The following is a 21,002-nucleotide window of genomic DNA, read 5'->3' as shown; positions in this document are numbered from 1 at the left end:
GGTTGAGAACTATGCATTCATTTGCTCGCGAACTCTTCTCCAAACATAGGGAGCAGACTTGGCGAGTCTTCTAGGCATAAACCAGGAAACCACACGAACAAACTTTTCCAGGGTGAATCCGACCTTGCGGAAATCATCCGAGGTAAGCTTGACTGCCATCGGGAACTTTGCACCCGCCGACGACTCAGTCGCCTTAACAACTTCCAGCCGCAGGCGGGTGAGATGCGTCATTTACAATGCCGATTCCTTTGAACTTAACTTGAATACCACGCTCATTGGCTCACTCCCATCGTGGCTTTGATAATCAACCGGGCCGAAGTAAGTGAATGGAGCAGCCTTACCGTTGCGAAGTTTGTTCTCACGCACAAATAGGTGGACGGTGAGCCCAAGGTTTTTGTGGTTAATTAATTCTCTCCCTCGCTTACTCTGGGGTGTTGTGGAGTTCTGACTCTGCCAATGAAACGTATGGTCGTCGATCCAATGGTCTACGTAACGATGGTCGGCGCTTTTCCCTTGTTTGTTCAGTGTTACCAAAAGAATATGAGCGGCTGCATCCTTCAGAAATACGTGGCCACTTTGCCAGTTGCCGGGATTGAAAGTTGCGCCGAATAATTCAGGGATCTCTTCTCTCGGGATATCCTTGCCCAGCGCCATTTCCAATGGATCTACAATTCCATCCAAACGAGCAAACGTTCGAAACTGATCGCTTAGTTCCGGAGTAACCACAATATCGTCGTAGTTAGGATTCGCGGCTTCGAGTATGTATTCACCGCCACCGGACTTGCGCACCGTCCTGAGAAGATACTGAGTGTCACCAGCCTCGTCTAACCTTTCAATCGCAAGCGTTTTGCCTGTGATGGAACCCGCCTGTTCAGGGCTGATCTGTTCAAGCAACAGATAGTCGCCGTCAAGAACCGGGTTTTTGCCACCGTTCATGGAGTCACCAGAAGCTCGAGCAATAAAATGACGGTTCGGCTTGATTCGCCCATGCCCCATCCCGATCGACCGATATTCCGGCTCCTCCGCCTGGCTGTTTCTGAAATGGCCGCAGGCAATTTTCAGGGTCGGGAAATAGGGTAATTCTGTTCCGGAGGGAATGATTGGAGCGACGTTTTCTCCAGACGGCACCGAGAGTTCTTTGGCAGACTGGCGGGCCTCATAAGAAGCCAGACGATAATCAATCAGTTCCCGCACCATCTCCTCAAACGTCTCGACCTGATCAGATCTCAATGAAAGGGTCGGCTTAAACTTGTCATTCTCAATCTGAAAAACAGCGGGCGACTTGTTGGTCCAGTGATCGACGGGGTTCTTTTTCCAGTATTGCTGCCACTGGGGTGATAAGCCATCAACCTTCTTTACCGAATCGGCAACTTCCTGATAGAGCTTCGGCCTGCGCTTCAATGTCTGCCAGGACGTTTGTGCTAATTCTGCAAGTGTGGGAGGTTCCCGCCAGCCATCCAACTGCTGGAAAGCATCCAGCAAAATCATCTTGAATGACTTGGTCATGGAAGTGGTCTCTACTTCCATTAAAAAATTGTCCTGACTGGCTAGGAGTTCGGCCTCAAGTTCAGTGAGATCATCCATGTCACGAACGAGTCCGAACCAGCCACCGTGCTGCTTTCGGGTTTTGCTAATACTTGCACCAAAGTGAAAGTACTCTGTCAGTGTAGGACGGCGGCCCAAGGTATCTTTTAGGGCTTGATAGTCTTTTTCAGCGCCTTTTTGGTCCAGGCCTTTAAGAAATTCGATGACTTCCAGGTCGTAATTGATGAAGCAGCCATCAGGCAAGTTCAGTTGGTTTTTCTCAGCTTTACGGCCAAATTCAGCCAGTTGTCGATGGTTCATCGCCTGGCCTATCAGCGCCTGGGGTTTGTGCAGAAAGCTATGGTGGTTACCCACGAAATCCAGAATAACCAGTTTGTTCTTTTCAGTTACTGGGCTCTTCCGGAGACCCCGACCGATTTGCTGAAGAAACAAAATCTTTGATTCCGTGGGGCGCAACAAGAGAACTGTATCGATAGCAGGTAAGTCGACACCCTCGTTGAAGAGATCGACAGAAAAAACCACTTCCAGCTGTCCATTTTGCAAACGTTCCAGTGCCTCGCCGCGAGACATCTCAGACTCACCGTGCACAGCGGCAGCACTGACTCCTTGTTTTGCAAACTGGTCCGCCATGAAGTCCGCGTGCAGCCGTGACACACAGAATGCCAGGGTTCGGCTTTGCTTATGCTGGCCCCAAATTTTAAGTGCGTGCCTGGCTCGCCCAAAGGTCGCCAGCTTGTTCGCCAGTAAGTTGGGATCAAACTTTCCGTTGCGCCAGGGGATTTCGGAATAATCAACACTCTCATCGTAGATGCCGTAGTAATGAAACGGCACCAGAAAGTCGCCCTTAACGCCATCAAATAATGGGTACTCGAAGACCAGGTTGTCGTCACACAAAGAGAGAATATCGGATCGATCTGTGCGGTCGGGCGTAGCAGTTAGCCCCAGCAGGAATTGCGGCGCAAAATAACTTAAAAGCCGATGATAAACCGGCGCTGCAGCGTGATGGAATTCATCAACCACAATATAGTCGAAATGCTGCGGGCTAAAACGTTCCAGGTGTGTTTCTTTGCCCAGCGTCTGAACGGAGGCGCAGAGGATATCGACGGTTCGGTCCCGCTGTTTTCCCATATAAAAACCAACGCGACTATTGGGCTTGATTCGCAAGTAAGTCTCAGCGGCCTGGTAGAGAATTTCCTCCCGATGAGCAACGAAAAGTATTCGCCTTGCACCCATTTGCACTGCATCAAAGGCTGACAGCCAAGTCTTACCAAGCCCCGTCGCAAGCACAACCAGCCCTCTGCGGTAACCATCCTGACGAGTTCGAGCCAAAGCCTCCAGCGCTTCCGCCTGAACATCATTAGCAGTCGGGACTTCCTCTTTTTCCTCACTCCCCGGTTCTATCGCCTGTTCCGGCGGCTTTCGGCGTTTCTCGTAATCATCAATCCATTGATCATTGAGATCCACAACATTTTTATGCTGGAAAAGTTCTTCAAACCGACCTGCAGCCTCCAGATAGCCAGAATCTGGCGGATAATCCACCTGGTAATTCCATTCCAGACCATCCTGAAGCGCCTGCCGGCTGATATTGCTGGAGCCAATGAACGCTCTACCCCACATTTGATGATTTTCGGCGTACCCGGCAAAAAGATAGGCCTTCAGGTGAAAGCTGCTGCTTTTGCTCTGATAGATTTTTACTCGGGCGCCATGATCGTGCAGCAGGACAAGCTTTCGAAGTGCTTCTGGGTCGGTGATGTCCAGGTAATCACTGGTGAGAATGCGAATGCGGGCCGGATCTGGCTCTCTTTGCAGGGCGTTCACCAGATCCGGGAAGAGAAGGTTCAGGCCAGTAGTTTTTACAAAGGCAACCGCCATGTCCACGTGATCGGCGGCCTTAATCGCCTTACATAGTTTTGGCAGAAAGTGATGCTCTTTACCGCCTGTAGTCAACTTTTCATGTGCAACCGAGGACTTGCTCAGAAGGATATTCAACCACTGCTCTTTCCTCTCCGGCCGCTGGTCATCCGTGCGCCACATTCGACATGCTTCAGTTTCGGGAAGGCCTTCAACCCATTCCTTGGCAATCAATTCATTCGCATCTGTAAAATGACGCCCCTTATCCACTCGCTCACCTGATCCGACCTTAAAGCTCACGTAGAGAAGACCGTCCGGTTTCAAAGCCTTCCACAACCGGCTGATGGCCCCAGGCACATCGGCTGCAGGCAGATGCAGAAGACTGGCGCAGGCCCATACTGCATCGTAGGTGTTGGATTCATTGATATCTTCGAAAGACCGGTGCTGAACTTTCAAACCGGTCTTTTGGCGGGCGAGATTGGCAACGGCTTTTGAGCCATCGAAAGCGGAAACTCGGTAGCCGCACTGCGCAAAAAACAAGGCGTCCCGACCAGAACCACAGCCGGCATCCAGAATGTGCCCGCCGTCGATAACTTGCGGAAGGAACTCCTGATATAACTCATCCATGCTGACCTCAAACGTTGAATCTACAAATGCATTAGCATTGCTGTCGTAGTAGGCCAGCGTATCCTTCATTTATTGTTTCCCTACGGCTACTTCTTATTGGATAGGTGATTTGTCAGGCTACCAGGCAGACGGCGCGGCGCCAAGCAAGCGCGGCTCGACGCCCCTCAGGACAAATGACCACTTGCGATAGTCATTTCAATGGTTTACAGTTATGACTATGCCCAATGACTATGGTGTACGTATGAACCAGCAGCAGATAACAAAATCCCAATTCAAGGCGAAAGCACTTGAGTATTTCCGAAAGGTTGAGACCTCTGGAGAGTCGGTGGTGGTTACGGATCGCGGTCAGCCAACAGTAGAAATTCGACGCTACCGGAGTGATAAGCGGACACCTCTTGAGCGCTTGCGTGGGAGCGTTCTGGAATTCAAGAATCCGACCGAGCCGGTTGCCGAAGATGACTGGGAGGCGCTGGCTTGATCGTTCTTGATACGCACACCCTCATTTGGTGGGTGAATGGTGACAGTCAACTTTCTCTGAATGCCAAGACAGCAATAGACCACGAGCAGCAGGATGAGGACGGAATCATTCTGGTATCCGCGATTTCAGCGTGGGAGATCGCCCTGCTTGTCGGGCGTGACCGACTCACTCTCGGAATGAACCTTGATGACTGGCTTGAAACCGTCAGTGAAATTGAAGGGGTCCGGTTTGTGCCTGTTGATGCGATGGTAGGCGTTGAGTCAACACGTTTGCCAGGCGACTTCCACAAAGATCCAGCCGACCGAATGATTACCGCTCTGGCCAGGCACTACAACGTGCCGCTGGTAACGGCAGACGAAAGAATTCGGGCGTACAAACACGTTCGCTCAATCTGGTGACAACCACCCCATGCCCTACCCCATACAACAAAAACTCGTCATCGCCGTCGCCTCCAGCGCCCTGTTCGATCTGGACGAATCAGACAGCATTTTCCGCCAGCAGGGAGAGAAGGCCTACCGGGAATACCAGGAAGCAAACCTGCACAACCCTCTGGGCAAAGGCGTTGCCTTCCCCTTCGTGCGCCGTTTCCTGAGCATCAACCAGAAATTCCCGGAGAAGTGCCCGGTCGAGGTGGTACTGCTCTCCAGAAATTCGGCTATCACCGGCAAGCGGGTATTCCACTCTATCCACCACCACGGTCTGGACATTTCCCGTGCGGCGTTTCTGGAGGGCAAATCGCCTTACGCCTATATCCCCGCGTTCAATGCGTCGCTGTTTCTGTCTGCCAATGAGTCCGATGTGTCCCAGGCCATCGACTATGGCCATCCGGCGGGGACGGTTTTACCCAGCCAGGTGATCGACAATCAGAACGATCCGGAGCTTCGGATTGCTTTCGATTTTGACGGTGTGATTGCGGACGATGCGTCCGAGCAGGTTTACAAGGGCGGGTCCCTGAAGGACTTTCAGGAGCATGAAATATCGCGCTCCCACATCCCCCACAGCCCGGGGCCGCTGGCGGATCTTTTCCAGAAGCTGTCTCACCTGCAGAAGCTGGAAGATCAGGCCCTGGCGGAGGATCCGGATTACCGGCGGGTGCTACGCACGGCCATCGTGACGGCGCGGAATGCGCCTTCCCATGAGCGGGTGATCACAACCCTGGAACACTGGGGCGTGAACGCGAATGAGGTTTTCTTTCTGGGCGGCATGAAGAAGGATCGGATTCTGAACGTGCTCAAGCCGCACATGTTCTTTGATGACCAGCGGTCGCATCTGGAATCGGATGCGGGGGATATTCCGATGGTTCATATTCCGTTCGGGGTGTCGAACCTGGTTCAGGTATAGCAGGAAATTGGTTGCGATGGGGCCGAAGCCCCTGTTCGCAGTAATTCAGAACCCGATATGTTTTGCGTAACGTCTGGCTAAAACTGGAAGACTGGCTACTCTACTAATGAACAGATTGCAGCGTAGAGCGGACGTCAGTAGCAGGAATTAGGCTCGGAATCCGGGTTGATATCGCCACTGACTTCCTCGGGGTCGATGCCGTGGTGTTCCAGTATTTCACGCACGAATTTCACCTGGGCCTGGACCTTATCGGCGTCGTCACCGTATTCGAAGCGGTTGATTTCCATTGGGTGCGGCATAAAGGTGAACGCAATTTTCAGCGCCTGGAGAGTGTCTTCGTCGGCCATGCGTGAGCTCCCGTTATTAAATGGTGGTTGAATTGAATCACGATAGTGCACGCACTGACGATATCCTGATGGCACGTTAAACGAAAGGTTGCCAATGCCCGCATCGCCCAATCGCTCGCTCGACCTGCAGGAACTGATGGATCACGCCCGCCGTAGCGAGCGGATTGCACGTACCCTGTTTGAAATTGAGGTTGAGGTGATGAACCTCAGCGACAGCACGGCCTTTCTGGACCATTTGACGGACCTGGTGCTGACGCGCTTTGGCCTTGATCGTGTATGGCTGGTGCTGACGGACATCGAGAACAACCAGCGCCTGTGCGCATCGCTTTCCCAACAGGGCGCACAGGTGATGATTCACCGGGTGCCCACGGTGGATTTTCTGCGGCTGGTTGGCAACACCCGCATGCCTGCCCTGATTGACCAGCCCCAGCGCTTCAGCCAGCTGATTCCCCCCGGAATTCGACAGCACATCGGTTCCATGGCGGCCCTGCCCCTGATTATGGATGACCGGGTGGTTGGCGGGCTGTGCCTTGGTAGCCAGGATGATCAGCGCTACCAGCCGGGCATGGAATCCTTCTTTCTGGAACAGCTGGCGGTGAAAGCCTCCATCGGGCTGACCAGTGTCTGGGCCCGGGAGCAGCTGCGGCAGCTGGCAACCCGGGACCCGCTGACCGGTCTGCGCAACCGCCGGGATCTGGATGACACCATGGGCCAGGAGTTGAGCCGTTCCCGCCGTTACACCTTTCCGCTGTCTATCCTGTTTATCGACTGCGACGACTTCAAGCAGGTGAACGACACCTACGGCCACGATTGCGGCGATGCCTATCTGTGCTTTATCGGTGAGCAGCTTCAGTCTTTACTGCGGGAGGATGATTCGGTCTTCCGCTTTGCCGGTGATGAGTTTGTGGTGCTGCTGCCGAACCAGGATCTGGCATCGGCACATCGGATCGGCCAGCGTTTCACCGCGCATTTTCAGGATCTGCGTTTTGACTGGAAGGGCAAGCAACTTCAGGCCACCTTCAGCTGGGGTGCCGCCAGTTCCGAGGAAGGCTTACATTCGCCGGAGAAGCTGCTTCGCGCCGCCGACCAGCGGCTTTACGATGACAAACGCAAACGCAGGACCGAGCCAGAGCGCGCACCCTCTGCCCGGGCCCGGTCGACGGGTTATGACGAACAGCTGTAGTGGGAGACCCCGCCGAGATTGAACAGTTCCAACGGCTTCAGCCGGTAGTAATGCGCCTCAACCTCTGCAGACTGTTCCGAGTACGGCTGGCTGAGTACGCCCTGTAGCTCTCTGACCGGCCGGTAATTACCCTCAGCCGCTTGCCGATAGGCAGGCACCACCAACCACTCCCGCATGATGTATTTGGGATTGACCCGTTTCATCTGCCGGGAAACCTCCTCCGTTGATGGCCCGATGCGTGACTTCCAGGCGCTCAGCCATTCCTTCCAGCGCTTGAGCAACCCGTCTGATTCAGCGGTGCCAGCTTCCGCCAGCGGCCTGTAGAAGCTGTTTGTCAGTGGCGCGATGTCATCCGGAATGTCTGAAAGCGCCCGGAAAAACAGGGTGTAATCCACGGGAGTCTGGGTCATCAAGGCTATGAGCTCTTTGAAGAGCTCAGCGTCAAAGGCCTCAAGCCCCAGTTTGGCGGCCCACATTTTTTCCATTTCCGCGTGCATGACTTTCGGGAAGTCTCTTCGAATTTCTTCCAGCCGGGCCAGCTCGTTCGGGTGATCAGCCAGCAACGGCTGCAGGGCTGAAATGAAACTGCCAAAGTTTTTCTCCGCCGCCACCGGCTGATTCAGAAAGGCGAAGTGTTGTCCGCCACCAGTCCACGGCTGATAGTGGGGGTCAAACATTTCGCAGAACCCAAAGGGGCCGTAATCCAGGGTGTAGCCGCCAGCGGCGCAGTTGTCGCTGTTAAAGTTGCCCTGGCAGTAGCCAACGCGAATCCAGTTTGCGATCAGCGAGGTCAGGCGGCTGCGGAACTGGTGCGCCAGCATCACCACTTTGCGGGGCGTTTCGAGTGTCTGGTCAATGTCCCCGGCGTATTCCCGGTCAATCAGATGAAGCACCAGCTGCCGGAGCTCCTCGGTGGCACGTGGATGTTCCTGTTTCCGCGCCCTGCGGGCGAACAGTTCAAGCTGGCCCACACGGATGAACGAGGGTGCGACGCGGGTCGAAATGGCCACCGGTTCTGACACCATCCGGTCCGGATCCTGCCTGCGGGAGCCCTCCGAATACCAGGGTCGCTGCACCTTTTCGGTTTTGGACACATACAGGCTCAGGGACCGTGACGTGGGCACCCCCAGCGCATGCATGTGCTCCTGCGCCAGAAACTCCCGAACGCTGGAGCGAAGAACGGCCCGGCCGTCGCCGCCACGGCAGTAGGGAGTCGGCCCGCCGCCTTTCAGCTGCATTTCCCAGCGCTGGCCGTTGAGCACCCCTTCAAACACCGACATTGCACGGCCGTCGCCATAGCCGTTTCCGGTCTGGAACGGGCACTGCTGGGTGAGTTCGGTGCCGTAGATTGACAGCGCGTAGCCACAGGCCCACCCCACGTTGCGAAGCGGTGCCGGCACCTGTGAAAGATCGCCGGAAAACATGCGGATAAAGTCGGCGGACTGGGCCAGACCATCCGCAAAGCCGAGCTCGCGAAACAGGCCGTGGCTGTGAGCCACGTATTCAGGGGCTTCGATGGGCGTCGGTTTCACCGGCACGTATTGCCCCGTGAAGACCTGCCTTGGCGAATGATCAACGCCATCGGCCGTCGCATCAGGATCACAGTTCAGGGTGTCCATCAGCGAGTAGTCTGCCAGGGGTGCCAGCGCTTCGAGGCTGGTCACTTCATCGTTGGTTGCTTTTAACGATTGGTTGTCCATGTTTGCCTCGGATGATTTACCAAAAAAATAGAAGCCGGAAAACAAAAAAGGCAGACCAGTGTAACTGATCTGCCTTTTCTCAAATATGGTAGCGGGGGCTGGATTCGAACCAACGACCTCCGGGTTATGAGCCCGACGAGCTACCAGACTGCTCTACCCCGCATCAAACTGGTTGTTGCCGGGTCTGACCCGATCAACGTGCTGCGCATGATAGGGATACGGGCAGTGTCTGTCAAAGGACTTTCAGGAAAATTTCCGGTTTTCCGGAAACTTACCCTCCGCTATCGTTCCACTATGGCCGTCACACCCTGCCCCCCGGCAGCGCAGATGGAGATTAGACCGCGGCCACTGCCTTTTTGTTCCAGGATCTTGGCCATGGTGGCCAGTATACGACCGCCGGTGGCGGCAAACGGGTGGCCGGTGGCCAGGCTACTGCCTTTGACGTTCATCTTGCTGCGGTCGATGCTGCCCAGCGGTTGGTCCAGGCCCAAACGGTCTTTGCAGAAGGCGGGGTCTTCCCAGGCTTTCAGTGTCGACAGCACCTGCGCGGCGAAGGCTTCGTGAATTTCGTAGAAATCGAAATCCTGCAGCGTCAGCCCGGCTTTCTCCAGCATTCTCGGTACGGCATAGGCCGGGGCCATCAGCAGGCCTTCTTTCTTGTCGACAAAATCCACCGCGGCCACTTCAGAGAAGGTCAGGTAGGCCTTCACTTCCATATTGTTGGCCTTGGCCCATTCTTCGCTGGCCAGCAGAACGCAGGAAGCGCCGTCAGTCAGCGCGGTGCTGTTGGCGGCGGTCATGGTGCCGTTCTCGCGGTCAAACACGGGCTTGAGCGTGGCCAGCTTTTCCAGAGTGGTGTCCGGGCGCAGAATGTTGTCTTTGCTCAGGCCCGCCAGTGGGGTGATCAGGTCGTCGAAGAAGCCTTCGTCGTAGGCGGCAGCCAGTTTTTTATGGCTTTCATAGGCCAGTTGGTCCTGTTCGTCCCTGGGAATACTCCACTCTTTGGCGGTGATCTGGCAGTGCCCGCCCATGGACAGGCCGGTTCTGGGTTCGCCGTTTTCCGGGAGGGACGGCGCCAGGTGCTTGGGGCGGAAGCGCGACAGGATTTTCAGCCGCTCGCCGGCGCTCTTGGCCCGGTTCAGGTCCAGCAGGATCTGGCGCAGGCCTTCGCTGACGCCAATGGGCGCGTCTGAGGTGGTGTCTGTGCCGCCGGCAATCCCGCATTCGATCTGGCCCAGGGCGATCTTGTTGGCCACCAGTATGGCGGCTTCCAGGCCGGTTCCGCAGGCCTGCTGCACATCGTAGGCCGGGGTTTCCGGTGCCAGGCCGCTGCTGAGTACCGATTCGCGGGTCAGGTTGAAGTCCCGGGAATGTTTGATCACGGCGCCTGCCACCACTTCGCCCATTCTCATGCCCTGCAGGCCGTAGCGATCAACCAGGCCACGAAGGCTGGAGGTCAGCAGTTCCTGGTTGCTGACTTTACTGTAGGCGGTGTTGGAGCGGGCAAACGGCAGGCGGTTGCCACCGATGATAGCAACCCGGCGAACGCCCGGTGCCTGCGCTGATTTGGCAGATCCTTTTGGTGCGGTCCCGGCGGCTTTCCGGGGCGCCCGTTTGGTGGTGGTCTTGGCCGCTGTGGTGGTGGTTTTCTTTTGGGTGCTTTTCGGAGCCTGTGCCATGATGTCGTCCTGTCTATCAATGTAAATTCGATGGTATCTCAGCAAAAGGAAAAGGCTATGTCTGATGTTTATCTCAGATTCGTGAATACGCCCTTCGGCAAGACGGCCGCGCAGTCCCTGGGCCTGCCCTCGCCCCTGCCACTGAAACGCTGGAAGCGCGGTGACCAGCCCTTTGTTGAGGGCAATGTTCTGGTCGGCGCGGCAGCCGGTGGTAAAGCGGTAAGCCACCTGGGCCAGACCCTGGGCGCCAGCCCTGCCAAAGTATTTCACGCCAGCAACCTCACCACTCTGACCGATTCCGCAAAAGTGGGCAACAAGGCATCGCCATTGGCCCTGGACGCCGACATTGAAGAGCGTTTCGCCGCCCTGGTATTCGACGCCACCGGCATGAAAACCACCGAGGATCTGCGGGCGGTTTACGATTTCTTCCACCCCACCATCAAAAAGCTTGCACCCCACGGCCGGGTGCTGGTGATTGGCCAGGAGCCATCAAGCTGCCGTGCCCCGGCCAAGGCAGCGGCCCATCAGGCGCTGGAAGGCTTTGTGCGCAGCGTTGCAAAAGAAGTGGGTAAACGGGGCGCCACCGCCAACCTGTTGTGGCAGGCCAATGGCGCCGAGAAGGCACTGGATTCCAGTGTGCGCTTTTTCCTGTCAGCCCGTTCGGCCTATGTGTCTGGCCAGGTTGCGCGGGTCGGCAAGACCGCTGAGGTGATGCCAGCCGACCCGGCCAGGCCGCTGTCCGGCAAGGTGGCACTGGTGACCGGTGCCTCCCGTGGTATTGGTGCGTCCATTGCCGAAACCCTGACCCGGGATGGCGCCACGGTGATCGGCCTGGATATTCCCCAGGCCATGGAAGAACTGCAGAAGGTCACCGACGCCCTTGGTGGCAAGGCGCTGGGCTGCGACATCACAGACCCGAACGCGCCCACCCAGATTGCGGATTTCATCAAACAGCATTTTGATGGGGTGGACCTGGTGATTCACAACGCAGGCATCACCCGGGACAAGACCCTGGGCAATATGCCGGCGCATTTCTGGGACATGACCATTGCCGTGAACCTGACGGCAGAAGAGCATATTGATGAGGCGCTGATGAAGCAGGACCTGCTGAAGGAAAATGGCCGCATCGTGTGTATTTCGTCTATCAGCGGCATTGCCGGCAACTTTGGCCAGACCAACTATTCAGCGGCGAAAAGCGGTGTGATTGGTTACGTGGAAGCCATGGCGAAGCAGGTAAAAAACGGCGTGACCATCAATGCGGTTGCACCGGGCTTTATCGAGACCCAGATGACGGCAGACATGCCTTTCACCATTCGCGAGGCCGGTCGGCGGATGAACAGTCTGTCTCAGGGTGGTTTGCCGGTAGACGTGGCAGAAGCGATTGCCTGGTACTGCAACCCGGCGTCAAACGGCGTGAACGGCAATGTGGTTCGCGTTTGCGGTCAGTCGCTGATTGGCAAGTAGGACGGAAAAAATGGTGGGTGGTACTGGGATCGAACCAGTGACCCTCGCCTTGTAAGGGCGATGCTCTCCCAGCTGAGCTAACCACCCGGGAACTGAATCGAAGGAAATCAAAAATGGCGGAGCGGACGGGACTCGAACCCGCGACCCCCGGCGTGACAGGCCGGTATTCTAACCAGCTGAACTACCGCTCCGCGTTGGCCGCCACCTCGGGCGCATTCAAGGGTGTGAATGCTCGGTGACAACGAGGGCGCATTATAAAGAGGCGGCCTGGCATGTCAACGATTTTCATCAAAAAATCGCTCGGCCCGCCATGTTTACATGGCATCAACCATGGCGTCTTTGCCCTGGGCGGTTTTGCGGTATTCCACGGGTGTCATGCCGGACCAGCGCTTGAAAGCCCGATAGAAAGTGCTCGGCTCTGAAAAGCCGGTCAGATACACAATTTCGTCGATGGACTCTTCGGTGGTCGCCAGTAACTGGCGCGCCAGGCGATAACGGAAATCCGCCAGCACCTGATTGAAACTGGTTTCCGCTTCGGTTAGCCGGGTTCGCAGGGTTCTGGCTTTGATGCCCAGGCGCTCGGCCACGGCGTCCAGGGTCACTTCCCCGCTGTCCAGCAGCTCCGCCGCGATGCGCTCCACCTGCCCTACGATGTCTTTCTTCTCCAGCCGGGCGACCTGTTCGCTGGCAAAGCGTTCGTGCAGGTCCAGCAGTTCCGGCTCGGCGTGGGGGGACGGATGGTCTAGAAAGCCGGCCGGGAAATACAGGCGGTTCTCTGGCGCACCAAACACCACCTCGCAGCCAAAAATGGCCTGTACGTGGTCTTTCCCGCGGGAACGATCATGCTCGAATTCTATGCGTGACGGATAAAATCGGTGGTCAGTAATCGATTTGAAGAAGGTGATCAGCCCCTGCACAAAACATTCGTTAAAGTGCTGCAGGCGGCTGACTTCGTCTGAGGCGGCATCCAGCACCATACAGGCCTCATCGCCGTCGATGAAAAAGTCAGTTCTGGCGGCATCGCTGAGCAGGCGCTGATAGTTCTGGGCCCGGCGCAGGCCTTCGCCAAAGGTGGGGCTGCTCAGAAACAGGTATTCCAGTACCTGGCCGTTGTAGGCCGGTAACAGCTGGCCAAGGTGCAGGCCAACGTCTTCATCCCCGGAGACGTCTTCAACCACTTGCCAGAAATAGGGCTGGGCGCTGTGGGGGGTTCGCAGCTGTTCGGTGAACACATAGGCTTCGTCTACGCCCAGGCGGGCGAAAATAGCGTCGGTATCGATGCCCTTCTTCTTCATCGCCCGGTAGATCAGGCGCAGCATCACGCCCGCGTCGCGAAGTTCCTGCATAGCATCCTGCTTTATGATTGTTGATGGATCAGTCTGGCCGGGTTCGCCAAACTGTGAGACCGTGTTCCGAGTTCCACGCCTAATTAGAGCATATCAGGCCAAAGTCGCACAGGTGTAACAGGAGCCGTAACGAAATGACTCATAACACTAAATACCATAATCGGGCACCGGGTCTGCTGGCCATGTACGGTAAGGCACTGCTGCCGAAAAATCGGCAACAGAAGAACGCCACCACCCTGCCGGACGTATCGGCGCAGCTGATTGGTGCGACCACCGGCGGCGCAGGCCTGGATCGGTATCGCAGGGTATGCGGGTTCGAACCCCACAGGGCCATACCGGCAACCTGGCCCCATGTGCTGGCTTTCCCTTTGCACCTTAAGGTGCTGACGGACTCCCGTGTGCCCTTCCCCTTGCTTGGGCTGGTGCACCTGCGCAACCGGATTGTCCAGCACCGGCCGATTGGTGTGGGCGAGAATCTGGACCTGGATGTACGCCTGGGCGAGGCCGAACAAACCTCGAAAGGGCTGGAATTCGATCTGATTACCGAGGCCCGGTCGGCGGGGCGCCTGGTCTGGGAGGAAAGCAGCACCACCCTGTTCCGGCAACCAAAGCCCGACAGCGGCGGCACCAGAAAGAAGCCACCACCGCTGGAAACCTACGCAAACACCTGCGATATCCGGGTGCCGGAATCCACGGGCCGGAAATATGCCGCGGCCTCTGGCGACCGGAACCCGATACATCTGTACCCGCTGACCGCAAAGCTGTTCGGTTTTCCCCGCGCGATTGCCCACGGCATGTGGAGCAAAGCCCGGGTGTTGAGCCTGTTGGAGCAGCAGCGTGACTGGCAGGGCGGCGCCTTCACCATTCAATGCGATTTCAAGAAGCCGCTGTTCCTGCCGGGCGATGCGCTGCTGAACTGGCAGGCCAGTGGCGACGGACTGGACTACCAGTTACTCAATGGCAAAGGCAATGCGCCGCACCTGAGCGGCCGGTTAGACTGGCAGGCCTGAACCTGGCTGGTTATGCCTCAGAAGATCCCGAGGTTTCAGCCTGCACCTCAGCATTCTGAGGGGCGACAGGGAGAGTAAAGTAGAAACAGGCGCCACGGCTTTCGGGGCGCAAAAAGCCGATTTCACCGCCCTGGGCCTGAATCAGCGAGCGGCAGGTGGGCAGGCCAATGCCCATACCTTCGTCCTTGGTGGTGAAGAATGGCAGAAACAGTTTCGCCTCGTTTTCTTCAGACAGCCCAGTACCGGAATCGGTTACCTCAACCCGCACATACTGCTCTCCCTGCATGGTGACACTGACCCGCACAGGCTCTGACGAATCCGCGCTGCGGGTGGCCTCAAGGGCGTTGCGAATCAGGTTCAATGCCACCTGCTGCACCTGAACCGGGTCCGCACAGACATCGGCCACGTCGTCCGCCACGGTAATTTCAATGCCCCCATCGTTATTGCGGATATCCACTTCGGCAAACTGCCGGGTTTCTTCCAGCAGTTCAGCCAAAGACAGTACTTCTTTGCCGGCAGCGGGCTTTTTCATGAAACGGCGGATGCGGCGAATAACTTCACTGGCGCGATGGGACTGGGCCTCGATTTTATCCAGAGTTTCCGCCAACAGCGCAAGGTCCGGTTCGTCCTTGGCCATTACCCGCTTGGCAACGCGGGCGTAATTGGTGATGGCGGTCAAGGGCTGGTTCACTTCGTGGGCAACACCGGCGGCCATTTCACCCATGGTGGTCATTCTGGAGACGTGGGCCAGCTGGTCCCGTTGTTCCTGCACCAGGTCGCGGGCTTCTTCCAGCGCCTGTTCGTTCTCAAGCTCGGCGGTGATATCGCGGAACACCACCACGGCACCGTGCAGTTCGTCGCCGTCCCATTTAGGGGTGGAGCAGTACTGTGCCGGGAAGCGAGTGCCGTCGGCGCGCAGCAGCTCAACGCCGCGCTGATTCTCGGGCTGGCCCTGGCAGCAGGTCGCCCTGGCCGGCAGCGCCTCCAGGTTCTGGCTGGGCGTACCGAAATGCAGTTCGAAGAAATTCTGGCCAATCAGCGCTTCCGCAGAGCTCCGCACGATCGTCGCCGCAGCCGGGTTGGCAAATACAATACGGCCCTCATTATCCAGGCCGTAAATGCCCTCGCTGATGGAATTGAGAATTCGCGCCTGGTCGTTCTCCAACTGCCGGTTACGGGCCTGCAGTTCCCGCTCCAGCCGGATAACACGGGCGTGGGTTTTTACCCGCGCAATGACTTCCTGGGCCTGAAAAGGTTTGGATATGTAATCGGCACCGCCAAGAGCAAAACCACGCACCTTGGCGTCGACATCGTCCAGGGCGGACAGGAATACCACGGCGCAGTCTGAGGTTACCGGGTCGGCTTTCAAACGCTCACACACCTGATAGCCGTCCAGTTCCGGCATCATGATGTCCAGCAGGATGACTTCAGGGGCGTGGCGACGGGCAAGTTCCAGCGCTTTTTCGCCCTCATTGGCAATGAGCAGGCGGTAACCCTTGTCTTTCAGGGTTTCATAAAGCACTTTCAGGTTCTGTGGGTTGTCGTCAACAAGCAGAACCGTTACGTCTGTTGTCTCATGGACAGCATCTGTCATAAAAGCCGGACCGGTTGCGAAGATTCCCCTATGATGGCGCCGGGTTCAGCGCGCGTCGATAAGGTCCTTTACGGACAGAATCATACGAACCAGGTGGGCAAGCGAGTGTGTGCCCATTTTATGCATCACCCGGGACCGGTGAATTTCCACGGTTCGCTGGCTGATTTCGAGTTCTATCGCGATGACCTTGTTGGCCTGGCCTTCGATCATGCGGTCCATGATTTCATGTTCCCGCGGGGTCAGGCTTTTCACCCGGCGCAGTATTTCCTGTTTCTCGCCCAGGGTCTTGCGTTGTTCGACATCCTGGGCCAGCGCTGCGTCGATTTTCTCCAGCAGGGCTTCTTCCCGATAGGGCTTCTGGATAAAGTCGACAGCGCCCTCTTTCATGGCGTCTACGGCCATGGGCACGTCACCGTGGCCAGTCACAAAGATGATCGGCAGGATGGAGTGTTTCTCGTTGAGCTTTTTCTGCAGCTCCATGCCGTCCATTCCCGGCATGCGGATATCCAGCACAATGCAGCCGGACATGCTTTCCGAGTAATCTTTCAGGAAGGCGTTGGCGTTATCGTAGGTCTTGACCGGCTTGCTATCGGATTTCAGCAGCAGCTCCAGGGAGTCCCGCACTGCTTCGTCGTCTTCCACCACGTAAACTGTTTGCTGACTGTCCGCCATGGGTCTTGCCTCTCCTGTCAATGTATGGACGGGTCCTTGGAATCATCCCGCGCATGTTCCTGCCGCTCGTGTTCCCGCATTTTTTCCAGCCTTTGCTGAATCATGCCAAAGACACTCTGCTTGGGGTAGCGGCCCTTATCATCAGCCTTGCCTGCCGGTTTGCCCAGCAGCAGCGTGATGGCCTCTTCGGCCCGGGTCACTGAGTAGACCGCGAAATTGCCGTCGCGCACCGCCTGAATCACTTCCTGGTTCAGCATCAGGTTCTGCACGTTGGTGGCAGGGACAATAACGCCCTGGGAACCGGTCAGGCCTCCGGTTAGCTTACAGGTTGCGAAAAACCCCTCAACCTTTTCATTCACGCCGCCAATGGGCTGAACCTCACCAAACTGGTTAACCGAACCGGTCAGGGCCAGATCCTGACGAACCGGCAGCTCTGAAAGCGCCGACACCAGGGCACACAGCTCAGCCAGAGACGCACTGTCGCCGTCCACTTCGCCGTAGTTCTGCTCCATGGTCAGGCTGGCTGACAGATTCATGGGGTCGGTCACGGCAAAATGAGCGGAAAGCCAGGAGCTGAGAATCATCACGCCCTTGGAGTGAAGGTTGCCGCCAAGCTTGACGTCCCGCTCAATGTCCATGACCCCACCATCTCCATAATAGCAGGTCGCCGTGATTCGGTTGGAAAGCCCGAATTCATAGCCGCCGGTTGATAATACGGACAAACCGTTCACCTGGCCGACACAGGTGCCGGAAGTAGACACCAGGGTCGTGCCATCGCGAATGGCATCGTAGAAATGGTCGCGAATTCGGCTGCTGCGGTATTCGGCGCTTTCAAGCGCCTGGTCCACGTGGTTGTTGCTGATCATGTTGGCACCGCCCTGCCGCGCCCAGTAATCGGATTCCCTCAGCAGGTTGGCGATATCCGCCGCATGCAGGGACAACCGGTCCTGATGTTCTGCCATGCGGGCGCTGTGTTCTATGATTCTGGCAACCGCGCGGTTGCTGCAATGCAGCAGCTTCTTTTCTTCCACCAGGCTGGCAATGAACTTGGCGTAGAGCAGCTGGCTTTCGTCGGTGCGCATCATTTCGTTTTCAAAATCCGCGGTCACCCGGAATAGCTCGGCAAACTCGGAATCGTATTCCTGCAGCAGCATCCAGGTTTCCCGGTCGCCAAAGAGCACGATTTTCACGTCCAGCGGGATTTCTTCAGGCTCCAGGGAAATGGTGCCAGACAGGGTCAGCTCGCGTTCCAGCGAATTGATCTGCAGCGAACGGGACCGCAGCGCACGCTTGAGACCGTCCCAGACAAAGGGCTGCTCCAGCACCTTGATGGCGTCCATCAACAGGTAGCCGCCGTTGGCCCTGTGGATACTGCCCGGGCGGATCAGTGAGAAGTCCGTGAATACCGTGCCTTTGAAGGTGACGTTTTCAACATAGCCGAACAGGTTGTGGTAGGTGGGGTTGTCTTCGACAACCACGGGCACTTCGTCTGTCTTCTGGTGCACCAGCACATTGACCAGATAGCGCCGGGGCGTTTTCTTGTCCAGAGAGGCATAGGCCATGGCCGCCTGCTCTTCGTTCTCTTCCAGGAAAATATCGAGGCTTTCCGACAGGTCGCTACGCACCGCTTTCAGGTAACTGACCACATCAGCCTGATCGGCGTACTTGGCAATCAGCGCTTCAAGCTGCTCGCCAGAGATGCTTTCCAGGGTTTCTTCATTCAGCGCCTGCTGGGCTTCCGCGTACTCCTGCTCCCAGTCCGTGACCTTGCGCAGGGCCTGGCGCAGCTTCTTCTCGAGCTTGTTGATCTCGCTTTCAAATTTATCCCGCTGGGCTTCTGTCAGCGCCTGGAATGATTCCGCCGTGTGGGGCTCATCCCCGTTCATCGCCACCAGCCGATAGCCGCCGGGGGTGGTGATGTTCAGGCTGACTTTTTTCCGTCGGGCCTGGTCCGCTATTTTTTCCAGTTCGTCTTCCTGCTTTTTGGCAAAGCCGTTTTTCAGCTGCTCGGCCCGTTCCAGAAAGCTGTCGCTGTCGAAGGTCTGCGGCACCATCTTCATCAGACGGGCCATCAGTTTGTCCATGTCCTGTTTCAGCTCGTTGCCTTTGCCAGCGGGCAGTTTGAGCACCTTCGGTACCCGGGGCTCCTCAAAATTGGCAACGTAGCACCAGTCATGGGTCTGATGGTCGGCATCCACATGGTGCTCAAGGTAACGCAGCATCATGGTTCGTTTGCCCAGGCCGGGGCGACCCACCGCGTAGACGTTGTAACCACCGTGGGGCATGGCAAGCGCAAAACGCACCGCTGATTGCGCCCGGTTCTGGCCGACGATTTCAGCAAGAGGCTTGAGCTGGCGGGTGGTTTTGAACGGCAAGTCCTTTAACACACAGACTTTATATAACTGGTTCAGAGGCAGTGACTTCAAGATTGGGTCCTGTAGCGATGGAAAACCAACGATTAATGGCCGGTCATTGTAGAATCTGGGGCTCGCGCTGTCGCGCCCGGTACTAAAGATTTCGGGTTTAATGCCGTTAAAAAACCAACAAGTCGTTCTTAACTCAATCTCAAGTCGACCGCGGAATCAGGAAAATATGGACATCTATCGCAATCAGCCCCACGGACTGAACGTGCTTGAGACTATCCGCAAACAGGGAACCCAGCGCACACCTGCGATGGAAGGATCCTCAGCGCCGCCACGCAAACCCCTGAATGACAGGCGGCTGCAGCCAGATCGCCGGCGGGCACAACAGGAGTTCAAGGGCCCCTGCAGGCGCAGGAAAAGCGGCCGTCGCAGCACCGCTTTGCTGCACCCGCACACCCGGCAGCCGGTGTCCCTTGAGGATCGCAGGGGCCGGATGATCAGCACCCGAGCCTGACGCTTCAACCATGGCTCAAGCGAGAACTCAATCACAAAATTGAGCATGGTTATTTTTCAGCCAGTTATTTGCCCACTAGACTCTTCTGTCCCGACCGGATGTTGGGGCTACGCGACATTCATCGCTTCGTTCAACAAAGGACAGACGCCGACGAATTATGAGTGCTTCCCCGGACCGCCGTATCAAGGACCGCTACGCTGCGAACTGCCTGAAGGTAGAGCTGCAGGAACGTGGTTTCTTTGGCCGTGGGAAAAACGCTACGGCGGTCACCTGCCTGGACATGAACCGCTACGGCATGGCCGTGCTGAGCCCCCGCCCCATTGAACCGGGTGCACGCCTTTACCTCAACTTTGATGGCAAATACATCCGCGAATCCCGTGTAGCTGCCCGGGTGGTTACCTGCCAACCCTTTCAGACCGGTTTTCGTGTGAGCATCCAGTTCAGCTACTGTTTTGACAAGAAAGGTTATTCACGAACCGTGGATAACGCGCTCTCCCGCATTGAAGGTTTCTATAACCGCTACGCAGGCTGATGGGTTAGCGCAGCTCTTAAAACCGGTTCTATAATAAGGACCTCTTTCAACAGCGGAGCCTGTCGAACCATGGCCTTCAATATCGTGATTCCGGTTTTCCCGGGTGTTACCCAACTGGATTTTACCGGCCCGGCCCAGATGTTTGCCTATGTGCCGGATGCCAAAACCTGCGTGGTGGCTGAATCCAGCGACACGATTCAGACTGACTCGGGCTTCGGCGTTGTGCCGGGTTACGATTTTGAGAATTGCCCGCAGGCTGATCTGATCTGTATTCCTGGCGGCCCGGGCGTGTTCGAGGCAATCAATAACCAGGCGCTGATTGCCTTCGTCAGCCATCAATGCGACAGCGCGCAATACCTTACCTCCGTCTGCACCGGCGCCTTCATCCTCGGAGCGGCTGGCCGCCTGAAAGGCAAGAAAGCCACCACCCACTGGGGCTATACCGGTGCGCTGGCGGCCTGCGGCGCTACTTTTACACCTGGAAGAATTGTCACCGATGGCAACCTTATTACTGCAGGCGGCGTCACCTCCGGCATCGATTTCAGCCTTGCGGTGATTGCCCAGATCTGGGGAGAAAAACTGGCGAAATCCATCCAGTTGAGAATGGAATACAACCCCGGACCGCCGTTTGCCGGTGGGCACCCGAGCCGCTCAGAGCCGGCGGTGCTGGAGGAAGTTCAACCCTTCTACGATAAGGCTCTGGCCAGAGTGTTGGCTGCGCTGTCAGAGCGCAAGGAGAAATCCTGAGGGCGGGAT

At 56.8% G+C, this 21,002-nt stretch carries 18 protein-coding genes and 3 tRNA genes; 9 read left to right on the top strand and 12 right to left on the bottom strand.

What is annotated here, in order from left to right:
- Window positions 1-9: 9 nt before the first annotated feature.
- Both E5Q11_RS01125 and E5Q11_RS01120 read right to left on the bottom strand, forming a co-directional pair.
- Window positions 10-231 (bottom strand): hypothetical protein, encoded by a 222-nt coding sequence (locus E5Q11_RS01125; protein ID WP_135801570.1) that lies wholly within the window; start codon window positions 229-231, stop codon window positions 10-12.
- Window positions 232-4,092, bottom strand: coding sequence for a DUF3427 domain-containing protein (locus tag E5Q11_RS01120; protein ID WP_135801569.1), 3,861 nt, complete (start codon window positions 4,090-4,092; stop codon window positions 232-234).
- Between the two features lie 172 nt (window positions 4,093-4,264).
- Between E5Q11_RS01120 and E5Q11_RS01115 the strand changes: the two genes are divergently transcribed.
- From E5Q11_RS01115 to E5Q11_RS01105, 3 genes are read left to right on the top strand one after another with little or no spacing between them, the layout of a single operon-like run.
- The gene (locus E5Q11_RS01115; protein WP_135801568.1) at window positions 4,265-4,501 is read left to right on the top strand and encodes a type II toxin-antitoxin system Phd/YefM family antitoxin; all 237 of its coding nucleotides are present in this window, start codon (window positions 4,265-4,267) and stop codon (window positions 4,499-4,501) included.
- The gene (locus E5Q11_RS01110) at window positions 4,498-4,899 is read left to right on the top strand and encodes a type II toxin-antitoxin system VapC family toxin (protein ID WP_135801567.1); all 402 of its coding nucleotides are present in this window, start codon (window positions 4,498-4,500) and stop codon (window positions 4,897-4,899) included. Before E5Q11_RS01115 ends, E5Q11_RS01110 begins: the two co-directional genes overlap by 4 nt.
- Before the next feature lie 10 nt (window positions 4,900-4,909).
- Complete coding sequence (locus E5Q11_RS01105) at window positions 4,910-5,842, top strand: 5'-nucleotidase (RefSeq protein WP_135801566.1); 933 nt, start codon at window positions 4,910-4,912, stop codon at window positions 5,840-5,842.
- Window positions 5,843-5,976: 134 nt separating this feature from the next.
- Here E5Q11_RS01105 and E5Q11_RS01100 read toward each other — a convergent pair whose 3' ends face one another.
- Window positions 5,977-6,189, bottom strand: a complete 213-nt coding sequence (locus E5Q11_RS01100) for a penicillin-binding protein (RefSeq protein WP_135801565.1) — start codon at window positions 6,187-6,189, stop codon at window positions 5,977-5,979.
- A 94-nt stretch (window positions 6,190-6,283) separates the two neighbouring features.
- On the opposite strand from E5Q11_RS01100, the gene E5Q11_RS01095 reads away from it, so the two are divergent.
- A complete protein-coding gene (locus E5Q11_RS01095) occupies window positions 6,284-7,372 on the top strand; it encodes a sensor domain-containing diguanylate cyclase (protein WP_135801564.1) in 1,089 nt (362 codons plus the stop codon).
- Here E5Q11_RS01095 and E5Q11_RS01090 read toward each other — a convergent pair.
- The 3 genes from E5Q11_RS01090 to E5Q11_RS01080 form a co-directional block, all read right to left on the bottom strand.
- Window positions 7,354-9,072 (bottom strand): protein adenylyltransferase SelO, encoded by a 1,719-nt coding sequence (locus tag E5Q11_RS01090; RefSeq protein WP_135801563.1) that lies wholly within the window; start codon window positions 9,070-9,072, stop codon window positions 7,354-7,356. The genes E5Q11_RS01095 and E5Q11_RS01090 overlap by 19 nt on opposite strands.
- An 86-nt stretch (window positions 9,073-9,158) precedes the next feature.
- A tRNA-Met gene (locus E5Q11_RS01085) sits at window positions 9,159-9,235 on the bottom strand.
- 118 nt (window positions 9,236-9,353) lie between these two features.
- Window positions 9,354-10,751 carry an acetyl-CoA C-acetyltransferase gene (locus E5Q11_RS01080; RefSeq protein ID WP_135801562.1) on the bottom strand — a complete coding sequence of 466 codons (1,398 nt, stop codon included), beginning with the start codon at window positions 10,749-10,751 and terminating at the stop codon, window positions 9,354-9,356.
- A 57-nt stretch (window positions 10,752-10,808) separates the two neighbouring features.
- On the opposite strand from E5Q11_RS01080, the gene E5Q11_RS01075 reads away from it, so the two are divergent.
- Complete coding sequence (locus tag E5Q11_RS01075; protein WP_135801561.1) at window positions 10,809-12,215, top strand: 3-oxoacyl-ACP reductase; 1,407 nt, start codon at window positions 10,809-10,811, stop codon at window positions 12,213-12,215.
- Between the two features lie 11 nt (window positions 12,216-12,226).
- Here the strand turns inward: E5Q11_RS01075 and E5Q11_RS01070 are convergent.
- The 3 genes from E5Q11_RS01070 to E5Q11_RS01060 all read right to left on the bottom strand — a co-directional run bounded on the left by E5Q11_RS01070 (window position 12,227) and on the right by E5Q11_RS01060 (window position 13,561).
- A tRNA-Val gene (locus tag E5Q11_RS01070) sits at window positions 12,227-12,302 on the bottom strand.
- A 27-nt stretch (window positions 12,303-12,329) separates the two neighbouring features.
- Window positions 12,330-12,406 (bottom strand) — tRNA-Asp (locus tag E5Q11_RS01065).
- Window positions 12,407-12,529: 123 nt separating this feature from the next.
- On the bottom strand, window positions 12,530-13,561 hold the full coding sequence (locus E5Q11_RS01060) for an AraC family transcriptional regulator (RefSeq protein WP_135801560.1): 1,032 nt from the start codon (window positions 13,559-13,561) through the stop codon (window positions 12,530-12,532).
- 134 nt (window positions 13,562-13,695) lie between these two features.
- Here E5Q11_RS01060 and E5Q11_RS01055 point away from each other — a divergent pair, with 134 nt between their 5' ends.
- Window positions 13,696-14,571, top strand: a complete 876-nt coding sequence (locus tag E5Q11_RS01055; RefSeq protein WP_135801559.1) for a MaoC/PaaZ C-terminal domain-containing protein — start codon at window positions 13,696-13,698, stop codon at window positions 14,569-14,571.
- A 10-nt stretch (window positions 14,572-14,581) separates the two neighbouring features.
- On the opposite strand, the gene E5Q11_RS01050 is transcribed toward E5Q11_RS01055, so the two are convergent.
- From E5Q11_RS01050 to E5Q11_RS01040, 3 genes are read right to left on the bottom strand one after another with little or no spacing between them, the layout of a single operon-like run.
- Window positions 14,582-16,165 carry an ATP-binding response regulator gene (locus tag E5Q11_RS01050; protein ID WP_135801558.1) on the bottom strand — a complete coding sequence of 528 codons (1,584 nt, stop codon included), beginning with the start codon at window positions 16,163-16,165 and terminating at the stop codon, window positions 14,582-14,584.
- A 45-nt stretch (window positions 16,166-16,210) separates the two neighbouring features.
- Window positions 16,211-16,837, bottom strand: a complete 627-nt coding sequence (gene fixJ / locus E5Q11_RS01045; protein ID WP_135801557.1) for a response regulator FixJ — start codon at window positions 16,835-16,837, stop codon at window positions 16,211-16,213.
- A 17-nt stretch (window positions 16,838-16,854) separates the two neighbouring features.
- Window positions 16,855-19,263 (bottom strand): Lon protease family protein, encoded by a 2,409-nt coding sequence (locus tag E5Q11_RS01040; RefSeq protein WP_135801556.1) that lies wholly within the window; start codon window positions 19,261-19,263, stop codon window positions 16,855-16,857.
- A gap of 166 nt (window positions 19,264-19,429) precedes the next feature.
- Between E5Q11_RS01040 and E5Q11_RS01035 the strand changes: the two genes are divergently transcribed.
- The 3 genes from E5Q11_RS01035 to E5Q11_RS01025 all read left to right on the top strand — a co-directional run bounded on the left by E5Q11_RS01035 (window position 19,430) and on the right by E5Q11_RS01025 (window position 20,993).
- Entirely contained in the window at window positions 19,430-19,714 is a 285-nt protein-coding gene (locus E5Q11_RS01035) for a hypothetical protein (RefSeq protein WP_135801555.1), read from the top strand.
- 157 nt (window positions 19,715-19,871) lie between these two features.
- A complete protein-coding gene (locus E5Q11_RS01030; protein WP_225314985.1) occupies window positions 19,872-20,246 on the top strand; it encodes a PilZ domain-containing protein in 375 nt (124 codons plus the stop codon).
- A gap of 69 nt (window positions 20,247-20,315) precedes the next feature.
- Window positions 20,316-20,993, top strand: a complete 678-nt coding sequence (locus tag E5Q11_RS01025; RefSeq protein ID WP_135801553.1) for a DJ-1/PfpI family protein — start codon at window positions 20,316-20,318, stop codon at window positions 20,991-20,993.
- The last annotated feature ends 9 nt before the right edge of the window (window positions 20,994-21,002 follow it).

This window comes from Marinobacter confluentis, assembly GCF_004785685.1.
Classification (GTDB): Bacteria; Pseudomonadota; Gammaproteobacteria; order Pseudomonadales; family Oleiphilaceae; genus Marinobacter; species Marinobacter confluentis.
Note: the sequence above shows the minus strand (reverse complement) of the source record. Positions and strands in the feature narration are given on the sequence as shown.